Genomic DNA, 13,944 nt, shown 5'->3' with positions numbered 1-13,944 from the left:
CGCTTGCCTGTGGCGAGTGACCCTTATCAATAGGGCCTCCGGCCCGGGCGTTCCGTAATACTGTTGTTTAGCTAACCATCCGTTTCACTAGTTACCATCGGGCCAGAGGCCCTACGGTTAAGGGTCACTCGCCACAGGCAAGCGACAACGGGGTAGGGAAAGCAAAGCGCTTAATAACAATCCAGTACCTTCAGTGGCGATTCCGGACAGGCGCTACTGAACAGATACTGTTGAGGCTCCAAGACAATGCCTGCTTTGACAGGGTTATTGTGGATGTAATCACGTTTTTGGTCGATCATTTTGTTGGACCACAGCTCAACCGGATGGCTTGTTTTCTGCCAGAACATCAGTTCTTTATGCTGGTTCGCCTGTTTGGCATAGTAAGCGAATAGATACAACAGCCAGGTACTTCGGCTTTCCTCTGCGTTGCTGTTAATCAACTGAATAATCTTCTTGGCCGTTACGCTTTTGAAATCACGGAGCAAATCGCTGAGTAACCCGGCCTGGGCTCGTCGTCGCACGATTAAATGCAGGTGGTTCGACATGATCACGTAGGCGTAAATCTCAAGCCCGCGCTCACGCTGACAATATTGCAGATTGTTGATCAGCTCCCGGCAATAGTCCTGGCGCGTGAACACATCGATCCAACCAACGGTAGTCAACGTGATGAAGTAAGGTGCGTCTGGTACATTGGCTTTTAAGAACTCAGACATAATATGGTGCATTACGGTGGTGTACAAAGAAAGGGCTTTTGCTGAAGTGTCGCGTATAGCTCAGGCCAGGTACGTTACTTACTCTGTAGTCTGTTGTCGCTTGCCTGTGGCGAGTGACCGTTAACCGTAGGGCCTCCGGCCCGATGGTAACTAGTGAAACGGCTGTTTAGCTAAACAACCGTAATACGGAACGCGCGGGCCGAAGGCCCTATCAATAATCGTCACTCGCCACAGGCAAGTGACAACGAAAGATGCTCAACCAAAAACAACGTACCTGCAACCCAACGGCTGTGTCGCGCGTTTTTAGCTAAAAATCCCCTTCGTCATGTCACGCTTTCTACAAATCGCAGGTCTATCGCTCACATTGCTAGCCTGCAATCCTGATCGAATTCAGTATACCGATAAGCTGAAGCAGGAAATGGCCGACAAGAAAGTGAAGCGGCTTACCAACGCTGACCTGACTGAAGCCGTAGATAGCTGGGGGCAACAGATCGTAGCCATTGCTGAACAGGAAGCTGTTGCTAAACTGGCAAAAGGCGCCGCGCCGACTGGAATATGCACGATGGAAGATTTGCCTAAGACGCGGGCATTGGCCGAGCGCTATGGCATGACAATCAGTTTGTTGGGTGCCGCTGATGTGCAAAATCAGACTCTGGCGCAGAAAGAGCGCGAGGTACTGGACGCGTATGTGTATAACGCGGAGAAAAAGCTGCCTCAATCGAGCAACATTCAGCGAATTGGTGATACGCTTTTTGTGTATAACGCCGCTGTTCCGGCTGATAATGTACTGAGCCAGACGTGTTTTGGTCTGCAGAAACAGCCGTTGGCCGTTTGGCGGCTGGCTTTTCCCAAGCAGGAGGTGATCCGGCATATGAAGCCGAAGAAATAATGCGCGTAATTGTGTAGGTTTGGTAAACGCAGGAGCAAGATGGAAGCAACAACGATTCTGATACCGATGACCCTGGCCGAGCGCGGAGCGGCCCCGGACGAAGTACGTGTTTCCGCTACCTGGGATGAATACGTGGAGCTGTCTGAGGACATTCCCTACAATATCGAATTCCTAAACGGCGAGATTATTTCCATGAGCCAGGCCACCGACCTGCACGAACAACTTATTGCTCAGTTAATTACCATCTTTAACAACCTGCTCGACGAGCAACCTGACTACCGGGTACTGGGGAGCAGCGTGAAAATCTGTATTTCTGAAGGCGGGGCTGAATTCAATGCTGATTTGTCGGTGGTGCGCGGGCCATCGGACTACGTGACGTTGCCCAGCGGAAAGGTCTCTACGGCGCGGATCAAAAATCCGGAGATTGTGGTCGAGGTGCTGTCGAAAAGCACAAAGGCGTATGACCAGTCAGACAAGCTGGATCAGTACCGACTGATTCCGTCGCTGCGGCATATTCTGTTCGTCAGTCAGGATGCGGTGTTTGCCCGGGTGTATTCGCGCACCAACAAGCCCGACCAATGGGTGGATACCGATTACCGGTTACTGACCGACACGATTCTGGTCGGCGACATGGAGCTACCCATGCAGAAAATTTATCGCAAAACGCCTTTTTCAGCGTAAGCGTCAGCCCAAACGATCAGATCAGCGGCCGTTTTCGCCGGATTGTCCTCACTAATGGGCAAGTGGTTGACCAACTCGGCATGACGATTGGTAAGCCCGTTCAGATAAGCCTTGTCGTAGTAAACCAGCGTCAGTTCGGCAACGGTGGCATAATCCTGCTGCTCCAGAGCGGCCAGCGATTGTTTCGCCGCCAGTCCGCCCAACCGCCGTTCGATGCGTTTGGTCGCTTCGACCAGTAATTCATGATCGATACCCGTGTATTCCTGCACAAGGCGTTGCACCCGAACGGGCCTGGGTACGTCGATAAACGCCACGGGTGCGGTGCGCATCTGTTGCCAGAGGGGCAGGGCGATATGGCAGCGGCCTATGTTCTTGCTTTCGTCTTCCAGCCAGATTCGGCGCGTGGGATCGAGCTGTCGCCATTGCTCGTAAATCAGGTTTTCGAAGTGTTCGCTTGAGGGCTGCGGCAACTGGCCAATAGCTCCGTACGATGAGCCTTTGTGGTGCGCCAGCCCTTCCAGATCAATCACCTGTTCGCCCTGCGCGGCCAGTTGTTTCAGAATGTCCGTCTTGCCTGAGCCGGTTTTCCCGCCCAGAATAAGCAGATTTCGGGGTTCCGCGAACGAAGTCAACACGTCTGTGCGGTAGGCTTTGTAGCCGCCGGTTAGGGTGTCGGCTTGCAAGCCTGCCGTGTTGAACAGCCAGGCCATTGATCCCGACCGCATCCCACCACGCCAGCAATGCACCAACACCTGTTTCCCCGCTGGATTCAAGGCCTGTGCCTTCCGAACAAAGCGGGCCATTTTGGGGCCGACCATATCCAGCCCCTGCAACACGGCGGCGTCTTTCCCAACCTGCTTGTAGGTCGTACCAATCTGCGCCCGTTCGGCATTGTCGAACAGCGGCATATTCACCGCCCCCGGAATATGGGCATGCGCAAACTCCCCCGGCGACCGAACGTCGATGACGGGTAGCGTTTGGGCTTGCTGGAGAAAGTCGTGGAGGGGAAGTGGCATGGGGTTGGAGGAAGACAAAGACTTAGTTTACTCGAGTTGGTGTATTGCTTCGCTAGTCATGCCCTGAGCCTGTCGGGGATGCTTAGTCGAAGGGCACGGCTCGCGAAGCAACACACCAACTCGTTGTCACTCGCCACAGGCAAGTGACAACTATCTATAGGGCCTCAGGCCCGGACGTTAACCGTTCAAGATATTAGACGAGTGACCGTTTTATTAGCTACCACGGGCCAGAGGCCCTATCGATAGGGGTCACTCGCCACAGGCAAGCGACAACGAGGGTTGGTGTGTTGCTTCAACTACAAATTCGTTTTAAATCAACGAGTCCGCGTAAATCCCCTTAATCCGCGTACCACTATTTACGCCAGCTTACAAAACGCCGCTGGTTCGGTAATGAATTTCAGAAAGCTCTCTCCTATACAGTTGAATCGTATTCTCCAGACCAAAGTACAGCGCGTCGCAGATAAGGGCGTGGCCGATCGACACTTCCAGCAGGCCAGGTACGTGTTGGGCGAAGAAACGAAGATTGTCGAGGCTCAGGTCATGGCCGGCGTTGAGGCCCAGACCCATTTCCTGCGCTTTGCGGGCAGCCAGCACAAACGGCGCAACGGCTGCGTCTCGGTCGGTTGGGTACTGAGTGGCGTAGGGTTCGGTATACAACTCAATCCGGTCAGTGCCAACGGCCTTGGCACCTTCTACCATTCGTTCGTCGGCATCTACGAAGATGGACACCCGTATGCCATCTTCCTTAAACGTGTCGATCAACTTACGCAGGTGGTCGGCATGACGGATCGTATCCCAGCCCGCGTTCGACGTGATGGCGTCGGGCGCGTCGGGAACAAGCGTCACCTGGGCGGGCTTCACGCGCTTCACCAGCTCGATAAACCGCTCATCGGGGTTGCCCTCGATGTTGAACTCGGTCGTGACCACCTCGTGCAGATCCAGCACATCCTGATAACGAATGTGCCGCTCGTCGGGCCGGGGGTGAACGGTAATGCCCTGCGCGCCGAAGCGTTCGCAGTCGAGCGCGACCTGGACGAGGTTAGGGTTGTTGCCACCCCGCGCATTGCGGATCGTGGCTATTTTGTTGATGTTTACTGACAGACGGGTCATGGTCAATGAACAATGATCAGGTAACAGTGATCAAAGGTTAGTGCTGGTAGGGTAACCACGGCTGACCGGTTGCGGTTCGTCGTTATAACCCTGCTACCAGCGCCTGCATTTTCTGGTACGACGTTTTGGCCACCTGGTCGGCGGGCTGAGCGTAGTAGTTTTTGTTGAACACTTCGAGCGACAACACAACGGGCCGGTCGGGGTTTTGAATGATCTTCAGCATCTCGCGAATCGGCGCTACCCCGTCACCGGGATAAACGCGGTCGGCATCGGTGATCTGGGCGGGTGTCAGCGTGGCCGGATAGTCGTTGACGTGGAATACCTCGATGGCCGGTTTGCCCACCATGGGCAAGGCCGTGATGCCTGAGCCGCCTTTGTAGAGGTGATACACATCGAGTAACAGCCGGGCGTTGGGGTGATTGGCTTCGGCGGCCACATACATCACTTCGGAAAGCCGGTTCAAATTCTTCGAGAAACCCCAAAGCTCGAGCTGCGGATTCACGCCTGTCTGCTGGCCCAGTTCCAGTAGGGTGCGGTAGCGTTCGGCGGCCCGATGCAGGTCAACGATCGGCGAATCGGCAGTCTGCGCACCGATAGGCGGCGTGGCCACGCGTTTACAGCCAATTTGCGCCAGTTGGTCCATCTCCAGCTTCATCTGGTCGAGCCCTTTCTGGCGGGCTGCGGCATCGTCGACTATCCAGGGAGCGAACCCGATGGCGTTTTCGACCGTAATACCCAGATCCGACAGGCGGCGACGGGCTTCGGCGGGTGTATTCGTTTTCAGATAATCCTGCAACGTACCTACCCACACTTCCACCGACCGAAACCCGGCTTTCGACGCGGCCTCCAACTCACCAATAAAGCCCAGTTTCTGGCCTCTGATGGTGCTCATATTCAAACAGAGTGTAAACGGAGCGGCCTTCGGCTTGCTGAGTGAAGGTTGCAGTTTCAGGAAAGAGGTGGCGGGTAACGTACCCAGCGCAGCAAGCGTTTGGCGGCGAGAAAGACGGGACATTGGTTTGGAAGAGGATTTTAGCTTTATGTACTTATTGATTTTACCTGTGTGTTGCTTCGCGAGTTAAGCCCTTCGACTAGGCCGGTTCGCCGCTGCGATCCCCGACTAGGCCGGTGCGCCGCTGCGATCCCCGACAGGCTCAGGATGACACCGGGGTGGCGTCCCACTCCCACTCAAGTTTATTATGAACATCTGGATGTGTCTTGTCTTCCTTTGTTGTCGCTTGCCTGTGGCGAGTGACCTCTATCTATAGGGCCTCAGGCCCGAGCATAGCTAATGAAACAGACATTTAGCTAACGTCTCGACTAGTTAACGCCCGGGCCGGAGGCCCTGTAGATAGTTGTCACTCGCCACAGGCAAGCGACAACGAACGAGGAGCATACTGCTATCAGTGATGCGAAGCAAATGACAGCGAGTAATGACTAGTAATGACGCGAAGCATAATGACGATATAGAGTTCACTCGCTTTTCTACACAACTAGGCGATCACCAGTGTTACCCTAAAAAGCACGCACAACGATATGACTACTTTAACAAATGCGCTACTCAGCGGACTAGGTGGAGCCGTGGCCCTGAACGTATTGCACGAAACCGTTCGGCAGGTAGAGCCCGAAGCGCCGCGCGTTGATAAACTGGGGAAACGCGGTATCATCAAAATCACGAAAGCCACCGGCCTGCCTACCCCAACCGGCAATGCCTTGTACGCCACCACGCTGGCGGGCGATCTGACGTCCAATGCCCTGTATTATAGTCTGATCGGCCTGGCCAAGCCACAGGCGGTCTGGCCCGTAGGTGCTGTGCTAGGCGCGTTGGCGGGTGCCGGTGCCGTTACGCTGTCGGAGCCGATGGGCCTGGGTAGCGAACCGGTTCGTCGCACGGCCACAACGGCCTCGCTAACGGTGGCCTGGTACGTGGTTGGCGGGCTGGCTACGGCCGCTATCTTTAGCTGGCTAAACCGCCGCTCATGAACCCGCCCAACACCTTTCTGCTGTACGGAGCCAATGGCTACACCGCCCGACTGATGCTGGAAAAGGTAGCTCAGTTTGGACTGAACCCTATTCTCTGCGGTCGCGATGAGGGGAAACTCCGTCCGTTGGCTGAGCAATATGGCCTGGCCTACCGGGTGGCTGATCTGACCGACGAGATAGCCCTGAACAATGCCATGCGTGATGTATCGGTGGTGCTCCATTGCGCCGGTCCTTTTTCGAAAACGGCCCTCCCCATGCAACAGGCCTGCCTGCGCACCGGGGTGCATTACCTGGATATCACAGGCGAGATAGCGGTATTCGAGCAGGGAGCGGCGTTGGACCGGCAGGCGCGGGAAAAAGGGGTTATGATCCTGTCGGGCGTGGGGTTCGATGTGGTGCCGACGGATTGTCTGGCCCTGTACCTGCACAACAAACTGCCCGATGCCACGTACCTGCAACTGGCCTTTGCCAACGACGGTGGAGCCTTGTCGCACGGAACGGCGCAAACGGCGGTGGATAACCTGGGACAGGGCGGACTTGTGCGCGAGAACGGAAAATTAACCGTGGTGCCCTACGCACACAAAGTGCTGAACGTGACCTTTGCCAACGGCCAGACATTGCCCTGCATGAGCATCCCCTGGGGCGACGTGTCAACGGCCTATCACACCACGGGTATTCTGAACATCGAAACGTTTATCGGCAGCACATCGGCCAGCATTCGGATGGCGAAGCTGGGCAACTCGCTCAACTGGTTATTGCGTCGGAAAGGCGTGCAGAAATGGGTGAGCGGGCAGATCACAAAGCGCGTGACCGGCCCCGACGAAGCTACGCGGAACAGGGCGAAAACACAGGTATGGGGTCGCGTAGGCAATAAAAACGGCCAGACCGTCGAAGCCAGACTGACCGGTCCCGAAGGCTACAACCTAACTGCTCTCTCGGCCCTGATCATCACCCAAAAGGTGCTTCAGGGCAACGTTAAACCCGGTTTCCAAACCCCCGCCGGCCTCTACGGTGCCAACCTGATCCTGGAAGTTGAAGGCGTCATGCGGAAGGGGTGATGGGGTTGTAGCGCCGAAACGGTCCGCTGCTGCGGCTCCAGCTTCGGTAGTTAAAAACTGTCAATAACCACCGAAACTGGAGCCGCAGCGGCGGACCGTTTCGGTACTACATGCTCAACAACATGAACCCACTACACGAATGGCCCGATAGCCCGGAGGCGGCCATTGCCATACAACAGCAGCTACGCGGGCAGGTACGTATCCAGCCGCTGACCGGGCCGGTTGAAACCATTGCGGGCTGCGATATTTCGTTCAATAAGTTCGAGGAGACCGTTTATGCCGGCATTGTCGTCTTGCGGCTCGATACGCTTGAAACCATTGCCGAGGCCACGGCCATTACCACCACGTCGTTTCCCTACGTACCTGGCCTGTTATCGTTCCGCGAAATTCCGGCCCTGCTCGAGGCCTGGAACAACCTGACCATCATGCCCGATGTCGTTGTATTCGACGGGCACGGCATTGCGCATCCACGCCGGTTGGGTATTGCCGCCCACGCGGGCCTGTGGCTGAACCGGCCAACGCTGGGCTGTGGCAAATCAGTGCTGGTTGGGCGCTACGAAGAACCTGCGCTCGAACGGGGTTCCTGGTCGCCAATGCTGCATCGGGGCGAGGTCATCGGCGCGGCGCTGCGCACGAAGAACAAGGTGAATCCCGTTTACGTGTCGCCCGGTAACCTGATCGATCTGGAAACGTCGGTCTCGCTGATGCTGCAATGCGATGGCGGCTACCGCATTCCCGAACCCACCCGGCGCGCACACAACCTGGTGAACACCGTGCGGCGGGCCTATCTGAACCCGTAAATTATGATTGGTGCTGTAGTGAACTGCTTCGCGAACCGGCCTAGTCGAAGGGCACGACGCGCGAAGCAGTACACTACAGTGCAAAACCGTACCTTTGTCCATTCGCAACTCATTCATTCGCTAATTCGCAATCTACATATGTCGCTTAAGCAACAAATTGATACGGACGTTAAAGAGGCTATGAAAGCCAAAGATCAGGATCGCCTTCGGGCCTTACGGGCTATTAAGTCGATGATCCTGCTCGAAGAAACCAAAGAAGGGGCCGCTGGTGGCGATCTGAAACCGGAAGACGAGGTCAAGCTGCTCTCGAAAGCTGTTAAACAGCGCAAAGATTCGGCGGATATCTACCGGCAACAGGGTCGCGCCGATCTGCTGGCCACTGAAGAGGCCGAAATTGCCGTGATCGAGAAATACCTGCCCAAGCAACTGTCGGAAGGTGAACTACGGGCGCAGGTGCAGGCCGTTATCGCGCAGGTAGGTGCCACCGGCCCCGGCGATATGGGCAAAGTGATGGGCGCCGCCAACAAAGCCCTCGCGGGACAAGCCGACGGCAAGTCCATCGCCGCGATGGTGAAGAGCCTGTTGTAGGGCTTGGGGCAGGGGGCTCCCGCGAAAGCAATACCCTCTGCCCCAAGCCCCCCGCCCTAAGCTAAAAAATGCTATATTGAGGTACGTTAAAACAGATACGGATATGGTTGCTGAAAACCCTGTTTCTCCTACGCCGCATCAGGTGATACCCAGCGCGTTAGTTTTTGAAGTGCTCAACGGAAGGCCTCTCTATTACCGGGGCTACAAGGATGTATTAGCCGGAACCCGTAAAGTCGAAGACATCGTGGGAAGTAGTTCATTGCAAGCCATTCTGGTATCGCTCATTTATGGGTACGTACTTAATAACCGGGATAAGAAAAAGTATCTGCCCGTGACGAACGAAGCGGGGGTTCATCTCGATCTGAATGACAATCTATTGTGCGACGTCGCCATATTTGAAAAAGGCACGTTTGATATTACAACGAAGTATTTCGACACACCGCCTAAAATTGTGATTGAAGTCGACGTGAGAATTGATCTGGCTGATTTCGACGGGCTTGATGTCAATTACATCGCCGAGAAGACACAAAAACTCTTCGATTTTGGCGTTGAAAAGGTCTTTTGGGTACTCAGTAAACCCCGTCGGGTGTTTGTGGCCGTTCCCAATCAGGACTGGATTATCACTGAATGGAGTAACAACGTACCTGTCATGGATGGCTGCATCCTGAATGTGAAGAGCCTACTCGATGAAGAAGCGATTGAGTACTAACCTGCGCCTGTGGCTACCATCGATATTCTCATTCTGATCCCGCTGCTGTGGGGGGCGTATAACGGGTACCGGAAGGGATTGCTGGTCGAGATTGTGGCTATCATAGCCTTTGTGGTGGCGCTCATCATCGGCTTCAAATTCCTGCAATTCGGTATCGACCTGCTGGCGCCCTACATCAGCCGCGAACTGGCCCGGAAATTTCTGCCCTGGCTGGGCTTCTCCATTATCTTCTTCCCCGTCGTCTTCATGATCAACCGCATGGGCTATTCCCTGCGGCGATCGCTCCGGTACACCCTGCTAGGTACGTTCGACAGCCTGGCTGGTGCAGCCGTTGGCATATTCACCTGGGTTTTTGGAATTAGTGTGATTCTCTGGCTGTTCAGTTTTATGAACGTCCGCATGCCGCCCAACCAAACCCGCAACAGTTTTATGTATCCGTTGCTGCGCCCCGTTGCGCCGAAGGTCATGAACGTTGCCACGGTCTGGATGCCAAAAGGCCTGGAGGCAGGAAGGCGTTTAAAGAGTGAACGATTGAAAGAGCGAGAGAGCGACTAGTGCCCTCTGCGCTCGATCAGCCTTTGACTATGTACATAGTCACTCTTTCACTCTATAGCTCTTTCACTCTTTGAGAAATGAAACAGGATATTCGAAAATATACGCCCGCGCAACTCACCGACTGGTTTAAACAGAACGGTGAGCAGGCATTCCGGGCCAAGCAGGTACACGAGTGGTTGTGGAAGAAATCGGCGCGGTCGTTTGGCGAGATGAGCAATCTGGGCCTGGCCCTGCGCGAAAACCTCGACACCCACTTCGCCATTAACTCGCTATCGGTCGCTACCGAACAACGCAGCAACGACGGCACCATCAAATCGTCGTTCAGGCTGTATGACGGTAATCTGGTTGAAGGCGTGCTGATCCCGGCCCTGCGCACGGATGACCGTGGCGACGGACCGCAAGACAGAATGACGGCCTGTGTGTCGAGCCAGGTGGGTTGTTCGCTGACCTGTAAGTTCTGCGCAACTGGCTACATGGACCGAAAGCGCAACCTCGACGCCGCTGAGATCTACGATCAGGTGGTGGAGATTGACCGGCAGGCCAAAACTACGTTCAACGCGCCCCTGACCAACATCGTGTACATGGGCATGGGCGAGCCGCTGCTGAACTACAAGAACGTGATCGAATCGGTCGACCGTATTACCTCGCCCGACGGGCTGGGCATGTCGCCGAAGCGCCTGACGATCTCAACGGCGGGTATTGCCAAGATGATCAAACAACTGGGCGACGATCAGGTGAAAACCAATCTGGCCTTGTCGCTGCACGCGGCCAATGACCTGAAGCGCGACCAGATCATGCCCATCAACGAGAGTAATTCGTTGAACAACCTGGCCGATGCGCTTCAGTACTTCTATCGGAAGACCGGTACGCGGGTTACATTCGAGTATATCGTCTTTTACAACTTCAACGATACGCTGCAAGACGCGAAAGAATTATACGAGTTTACGAAGCGCGTACCGGCCAAGATCAACATCATCGAGTATAACCCGATTGCCGAAGCGAATTTCAAGAACACCGATCCGCAAACGCTCGATAAGTTTGCCGGTTTCCTGGATAGCCGGGGTATTACGGTCAACATTCGCCGCAGCCGGGGTAAAGATATCGACGCCGCCTGCGGGCAACTGGCCGGGAAAGAGACAGTGAAAGACGAGGCCGCTTTATAAATCAGAGCTTGCCGCAACGCACAATAGCGCCTATAAATACTGTTCAAAGAAAGGCTCCTAGTTAGACTACGGAGCCTTTTTTAGGCCTTATTCTTAATAACTACTATTTCTGTAGATATTATAGAACAACGAAGTCGCGGGTCGGTTAGGCGGGTAGTACTACAAGCAAAACCAACACACATTATGATCCTGAAAATGGACCGGCTGCCGATTGAGCTGCCAACACCAACAAATCCATCGGCCAATGATGCCGCGGCTGTTCAGGAACTTCTGGGCGGTAAGTTCGGGGAAATGTCGACCCTGATGAACTACACTTACCAGTCGTTCAATTTTCGGGGTCGGAAGAAACTACGGCCTTTCTACGATCTCATCTGTAGTATCGCTGGCGAAGAGTACGGGCATATCGAAGTGGTGTCGTATGCCATTAACCTCTTGTTGACGGGTGTGTCTAAACGCGGTATCGACCCAACCATTGCCCCCCTGGCCGACGGTGTCAATGCCCGCAACACGTACCACTTCAACAACAGTGGCCAAACCGCCTTGCCGATGGATTCGATGGGCAAGTTCTGGTCGGGCGACAACGTATTCAGCAGCGGTAACCTGAAACTCGATCTGCTCCACAACTTCTTCCTGGAATGTGGTGCCCGCGCCGGCAAGATGCGTACCTACGAAATGGTGTCTGACCCAACCGCCCGCGAAATGGTGGGTTACCTGCTGGTTCGTGGTGGCCTACACGTAGTAGCCTATGCCAAAGCGCTGGAGCTGTTGACGGGCGTTGAGGTCACGAAGTTGCTGCCGATCCCGGATCTGAGCAACGACAAATTCCCGGAGGCCAAGAAGCATATGGAAAATAAGCTGCACCTGAAATTGTATACGTTTAGCCAGGACGATTACACGCAGGTGGGCCAAATCTGGCATGGTAACCACCCGGAAGATGGTCAGCCGCTCGAAGTGATCCAGGGCGCTATCCCCGGCCATCCGGTGCCAGACCTCGATGAAGAGCCACAACTCAATGCCCCCGGCTCTGACGAATACGAATACGACCCACAGATGTTTGCCGATATGGCGAAGAAAATGGGCATTAAGCCGCAGTCTTGACGGTAACAGCTTGGTTGTCAACGCAAAGAGCGGCCCGTTTCATAAACAGGCCGCTCTTCGTGTTTATACCACAGGCAGGATAGCTACTGGTTGATCAGCTACGGTTGCGAACCCTGAGCAAGTCGCTTTTCGTAGCAGAGAAACCGCAGGCCAGGCCGAAAATCGAGGCCGATTTCACCGGCATATACGTACCCAAGTGCAGGAAATAGCTGTTGCGTAGCCTGATTTTGCGTGTTGGTGTCGATCCGCAAGATGGGAATATGGCGCTGCCGGGCTACCTCGTCGGCCTGTAAAAGAAGGGCTTTCGCTACCCCCTTTCCACGAAATGCCGGATCAACGGCCAGGCGATGGGTCACGATGGCTGGCTCACTGATGTCCCAGCCCACTTCGGCGTAGGTCGGCTCCTGATCGGTAGTAATGGCCGATACGCCAGCCAACTGTCCGTCGATGTCGGCTACCCATAGCTGCTGTTTAGCCAGATCGTCCTGAAAAACTGCCGCGTTCGGGTACGTTGCATCCCACTGAAAATTGCCTGATTCCTGCATCAGCGGGACAACCCGCTTTAGCAAGAGCAGAAGTCCAGGTACGTCGTCGGGAGTTGCTAATCGAATGGTCATTGAGGGGAAACAGTCATTGGTGATCATTCCTGGTTGTTGATCGTAACTAAACGAATAATCACCAGGAGAGGCCACCATGGCTTATTAATCAGTCTAGCCCCGGCCGTTTGAAGGCGCGGGCGTTGGGGAAAAGCGCTTCGAGCTGGCGGCTCAACTGGCTTAGTAATGAAAGTGCACCAAGCAGGTTATCTGTCGTTTCGGGGTAATAAGCCATCACCGTCTGCCAGGCAGCCATTGAACGGTCAATGCTAACCAGGACCAGTTTGGCCTTACCGTTGTAATAGGAAAGCAACAAGTCATCTTCCGTTTGCTCATCCAGCATTCTGAGTGCCGCTTTTGTTTTCACCGGGATCAGGGTGCGGTACCAGCGAATCTGCTCGTAGGCATCTTTGAGCGTATTCAACTGTACCATCGCCTCGTCTTCATTCCGAATTCCCAGTTGTACCTCCTGAAGCTGTTGTTTGCCAGCACGCGCCAGCAACCCCTTTTCAAGTACCAGCCATGAACCCGTCTGCCTCAGATACGACGTGGCTAATGTGGCAGCCTCATGGTCTTTTGTCTGATGCCAGCGACTCAGTGCGGCTTCTTCCAGGGTTAGCTGTTCGTCTGGCGACGGCGCAGCAGGCGGCAGGGCAGCTGTTTGTTTGACCAGCGTATCAAGATACTGTTTTGTTAGGGCTACAGCGTCGGTAAGCTGTTCGACCAACGAAGCGTTCGGATCCAGCTTGGCCAGACCACTATCCTGCTGTAACTGGTAGCTGCGGCAACGGCTGGTTAGCTCGCAACGTTCGCACCATGAATCGCAATAATTGTAGACGCCAGGAATCAGATCCGGCCGTGTTGGAAACTCAGCGTTGGCAATCATCTCAGAAATAAGTTTTCGTTACGGTAGTATTAATCTACCGTAAATATAGACAGTTGATTTGCACAGAGGTTTATCTTATATCAATAATATTTAGACTTA

16 protein-coding genes are annotated in these 13,944 nt (G+C 54.6%); 10 read left to right on the top strand and 6 right to left on the bottom strand.

What is annotated here, in order from left to right; all coding sequences use genetic code 11:
- Window positions 1–170: 170 nt before the first annotated feature.
- Window positions 171–713: an REP-associated tyrosine transposase gene (locus ACAW75_RS02550; protein ID WP_370727096.1), complete on the bottom strand. Its 543-nt coding sequence runs from the start codon at window positions 711–713 to the stop codon at window positions 171–173.
- Between the two features lie 325 nt (window positions 714–1,038).
- Here ACAW75_RS02550 and ACAW75_RS02545 point away from each other — a divergent pair, with 325 nt between their 5' ends.
- Together ACAW75_RS02545 and ACAW75_RS02540 are read left to right on the top strand one after the other, a co-directional pair.
- Complete coding sequence (locus tag ACAW75_RS02545) at window positions 1,039–1,602, top strand: hypothetical protein (RefSeq protein ID WP_370727095.1); 564 nt, start codon at window positions 1,039–1,041, stop codon at window positions 1,600–1,602.
- A gap of 39 nt (window positions 1,603–1,641) precedes the next feature.
- On the top strand, window positions 1,642–2,283 hold the full coding sequence (locus ACAW75_RS02540) for a Uma2 family endonuclease (RefSeq protein WP_370727094.1): 642 nt from the start codon (window positions 1,642–1,644) through the stop codon (window positions 2,281–2,283).
- Here ACAW75_RS02540 and mnmH read toward each other — a convergent pair.
- The 3 genes from mnmH to ACAW75_RS02525 all read right to left on the bottom strand — a co-directional run bounded on the left by mnmH (window position 2,256) and on the right by ACAW75_RS02525 (window position 5,424).
- Window positions 2,256–3,299, bottom strand: a complete 1,044-nt coding sequence (mnmH, locus tag ACAW75_RS02535) for a tRNA 2-selenouridine(34) synthase MnmH (protein WP_370727093.1) — start codon at window positions 3,297–3,299, stop codon at window positions 2,256–2,258. The genes ACAW75_RS02540 and mnmH overlap by 28 nt on opposite strands.
- Window positions 3,300–3,665: 366 nt before the next feature.
- The gene (locus ACAW75_RS02530; RefSeq protein ID WP_370727092.1) at window positions 3,666–4,409 is read right to left on the bottom strand and encodes a pyridoxine 5'-phosphate synthase; all 744 of its coding nucleotides are present in this window, start codon (window positions 4,407–4,409) and stop codon (window positions 3,666–3,668) included.
- Between the two features lie 82 nt (window positions 4,410–4,491).
- The gene (locus tag ACAW75_RS02525; RefSeq protein WP_370727091.1) at window positions 4,492–5,424 is read right to left on the bottom strand and encodes a sugar phosphate isomerase/epimerase family protein; all 933 of its coding nucleotides are present in this window, start codon (window positions 5,422–5,424) and stop codon (window positions 4,492–4,494) included.
- Window positions 5,425–5,945: 521 nt separating this feature from the next.
- Here ACAW75_RS02525 and ACAW75_RS02520 point away from each other — a divergent pair.
- The 8 genes from ACAW75_RS02520 to ACAW75_RS02485 all read left to right on the top strand — a co-directional run bounded on the left by ACAW75_RS02520 (window position 5,946) and on the right by ACAW75_RS02485 (window position 12,363).
- Window positions 5,946–6,392 carry a hypothetical protein gene (locus tag ACAW75_RS02520; protein WP_370727090.1) on the top strand — a complete coding sequence of 149 codons (447 nt, stop codon included), beginning with the start codon at window positions 5,946–5,948 and terminating at the stop codon, window positions 6,390–6,392.
- Window positions 6,389–7,450 (top strand): saccharopine dehydrogenase family protein, encoded by a 1,062-nt coding sequence (locus ACAW75_RS02515; protein ID WP_370727089.1) that lies wholly within the window; start codon window positions 6,389–6,391, stop codon window positions 7,448–7,450. The genes ACAW75_RS02520 and ACAW75_RS02515 overlap by 4 nt, the downstream gene beginning before the upstream one ends.
- 122 nt (window positions 7,451–7,572) lie before the next feature.
- On the top strand, window positions 7,573–8,250 hold the full coding sequence (nfi, locus tag ACAW75_RS02510) for a deoxyribonuclease V (protein ID WP_370727088.1): 678 nt from the start codon (window positions 7,573–7,575) through the stop codon (window positions 8,248–8,250).
- Window positions 8,251–8,388: 138 nt separating this feature from the next.
- Window positions 8,389–8,838 carry a GatB/YqeY domain-containing protein gene (locus ACAW75_RS02505; protein ID WP_370727087.1) on the top strand — a complete coding sequence of 150 codons (450 nt, stop codon included), beginning with the start codon at window positions 8,389–8,391 and terminating at the stop codon, window positions 8,836–8,838.
- A gap of 103 nt (window positions 8,839–8,941) precedes the next feature.
- Window positions 8,942–9,547, top strand: coding sequence for a Uma2 family endonuclease (locus ACAW75_RS02500; RefSeq protein ID WP_370727086.1), 606 nt, complete (start codon window positions 8,942–8,944; stop codon window positions 9,545–9,547).
- A 9-nt stretch (window positions 9,548–9,556) separates the two neighbouring features.
- The gene (locus ACAW75_RS02495; RefSeq protein ID WP_370727085.1) at window positions 9,557–10,102 is read left to right on the top strand and encodes a CvpA family protein; all 546 of its coding nucleotides are present in this window, start codon (window positions 9,557–9,559) and stop codon (window positions 10,100–10,102) included.
- 77 nt (window positions 10,103–10,179) lie between these two features.
- Window positions 10,180–11,265 carry a dual-specificity RNA methyltransferase RlmN gene (rlmN, locus tag ACAW75_RS02490; RefSeq protein WP_370727084.1) on the top strand — a complete coding sequence of 362 codons (1,086 nt, stop codon included), beginning with the start codon at window positions 10,180–10,182 and terminating at the stop codon, window positions 11,263–11,265.
- A gap of 183 nt (window positions 11,266–11,448) precedes the next feature.
- Window positions 11,449–12,363, top strand: coding sequence for a manganese catalase family protein (locus ACAW75_RS02485; RefSeq protein ID WP_370727083.1), 915 nt, complete (start codon window positions 11,449–11,451; stop codon window positions 12,361–12,363).
- A gap of 98 nt (window positions 12,364–12,461) precedes the next feature.
- On the opposite strand, the gene ACAW75_RS02480 is transcribed toward ACAW75_RS02485, so the two are convergent.
- Both ACAW75_RS02480 and ACAW75_RS02475 read right to left on the bottom strand, forming a co-directional pair.
- On the bottom strand, window positions 12,462–12,980 hold the full coding sequence (locus ACAW75_RS02480; protein ID WP_370727082.1) for a GNAT family N-acetyltransferase: 519 nt from the start codon (window positions 12,978–12,980) through the stop codon (window positions 12,462–12,464).
- 88 nt (window positions 12,981–13,068) lie between these two features.
- Window positions 13,069–13,845, bottom strand: a complete 777-nt coding sequence (locus tag ACAW75_RS02475; RefSeq protein WP_370727081.1) for a hypothetical protein — start codon at window positions 13,843–13,845, stop codon at window positions 13,069–13,071.
- Window positions 13,846–13,944 lie beyond the last annotated feature (99 nt).

The organism is Fibrella arboris (assembly GCF_041321095.1).
Taxonomy (GTDB): domain Bacteria; phylum Bacteroidota; class Bacteroidia; order Cytophagales; family Spirosomataceae; genus Fibrella; species Fibrella arboris.
This window is presented reverse-complemented; position numbering and strand designations above follow the sequence as displayed.

Coding starts and splice junctions, on each gene's coding strand:
- ACAW75_RS02550 (WP_370727096.1), bottom strand. CDS start 713: ATGTCTGAGTTCTTAAAAGCCAATGTACCAGACGCACCTTACTTCATC.
- ACAW75_RS02545 (WP_370727095.1), top strand. CDS start 1,039: ATGTCACGCTTTCTACAAATCGCAGGTCTATCGCTCACATTGCTAGCC.
- ACAW75_RS02540 (WP_370727094.1), top strand. CDS start 1,642: ATGGAAGCAACAACGATTCTGATACCGATGACCCTGGCCGAGCGCGGA.
- mnmH (WP_370727093.1), bottom strand. CDS start 3,299: ATGCCACTTCCCCTCCACGACTTTCTCCAGCAAGCCCAAACGCTACCC.
- ACAW75_RS02530 (WP_370727092.1), bottom strand. CDS start 4,409: ATGACCCGTCTGTCAGTAAACATCAACAAAATAGCCACGATCCGCAAT.
- ACAW75_RS02525 (WP_370727091.1), bottom strand. CDS start 5,424: ATGTCCCGTCTTTCTCGCCGCCAAACGCTTGCTGCGCTGGGTACGTTA.
- ACAW75_RS02520 (WP_370727090.1), top strand. CDS start 5,946: ATGACTACTTTAACAAATGCGCTACTCAGCGGACTAGGTGGAGCCGTG.
- ACAW75_RS02515 (WP_370727089.1), top strand. CDS start 6,389: ATGAACCCGCCCAACACCTTTCTGCTGTACGGAGCCAATGGCTACACC.
- nfi (WP_370727088.1), top strand. CDS start 7,573: ATGAACCCACTACACGAATGGCCCGATAGCCCGGAGGCGGCCATTGCC.
- ACAW75_RS02505 (WP_370727087.1), top strand. CDS start 8,389: ATGTCGCTTAAGCAACAAATTGATACGGACGTTAAAGAGGCTATGAAA.
- ACAW75_RS02500 (WP_370727086.1), top strand. CDS start 8,942: ATGGTTGCTGAAAACCCTGTTTCTCCTACGCCGCATCAGGTGATACCC.
- rlmN (WP_370727084.1), top strand. CDS start 10,180: ATGAAACAGGATATTCGAAAATATACGCCCGCGCAACTCACCGACTGG.
- ACAW75_RS02485 (WP_370727083.1), top strand. CDS start 11,449: ATGATCCTGAAAATGGACCGGCTGCCGATTGAGCTGCCAACACCAACA.
- ACAW75_RS02480 (WP_370727082.1), bottom strand. CDS start 12,980: ATGACCATTCGATTAGCAACTCCCGACGACGTACCTGGACTTCTGCTC.
- ACAW75_RS02475 (WP_370727081.1), bottom strand. CDS start 13,845: ATGATTGCCAACGCTGAGTTTCCAACACGGCCGGATCTGATTCCTGGC.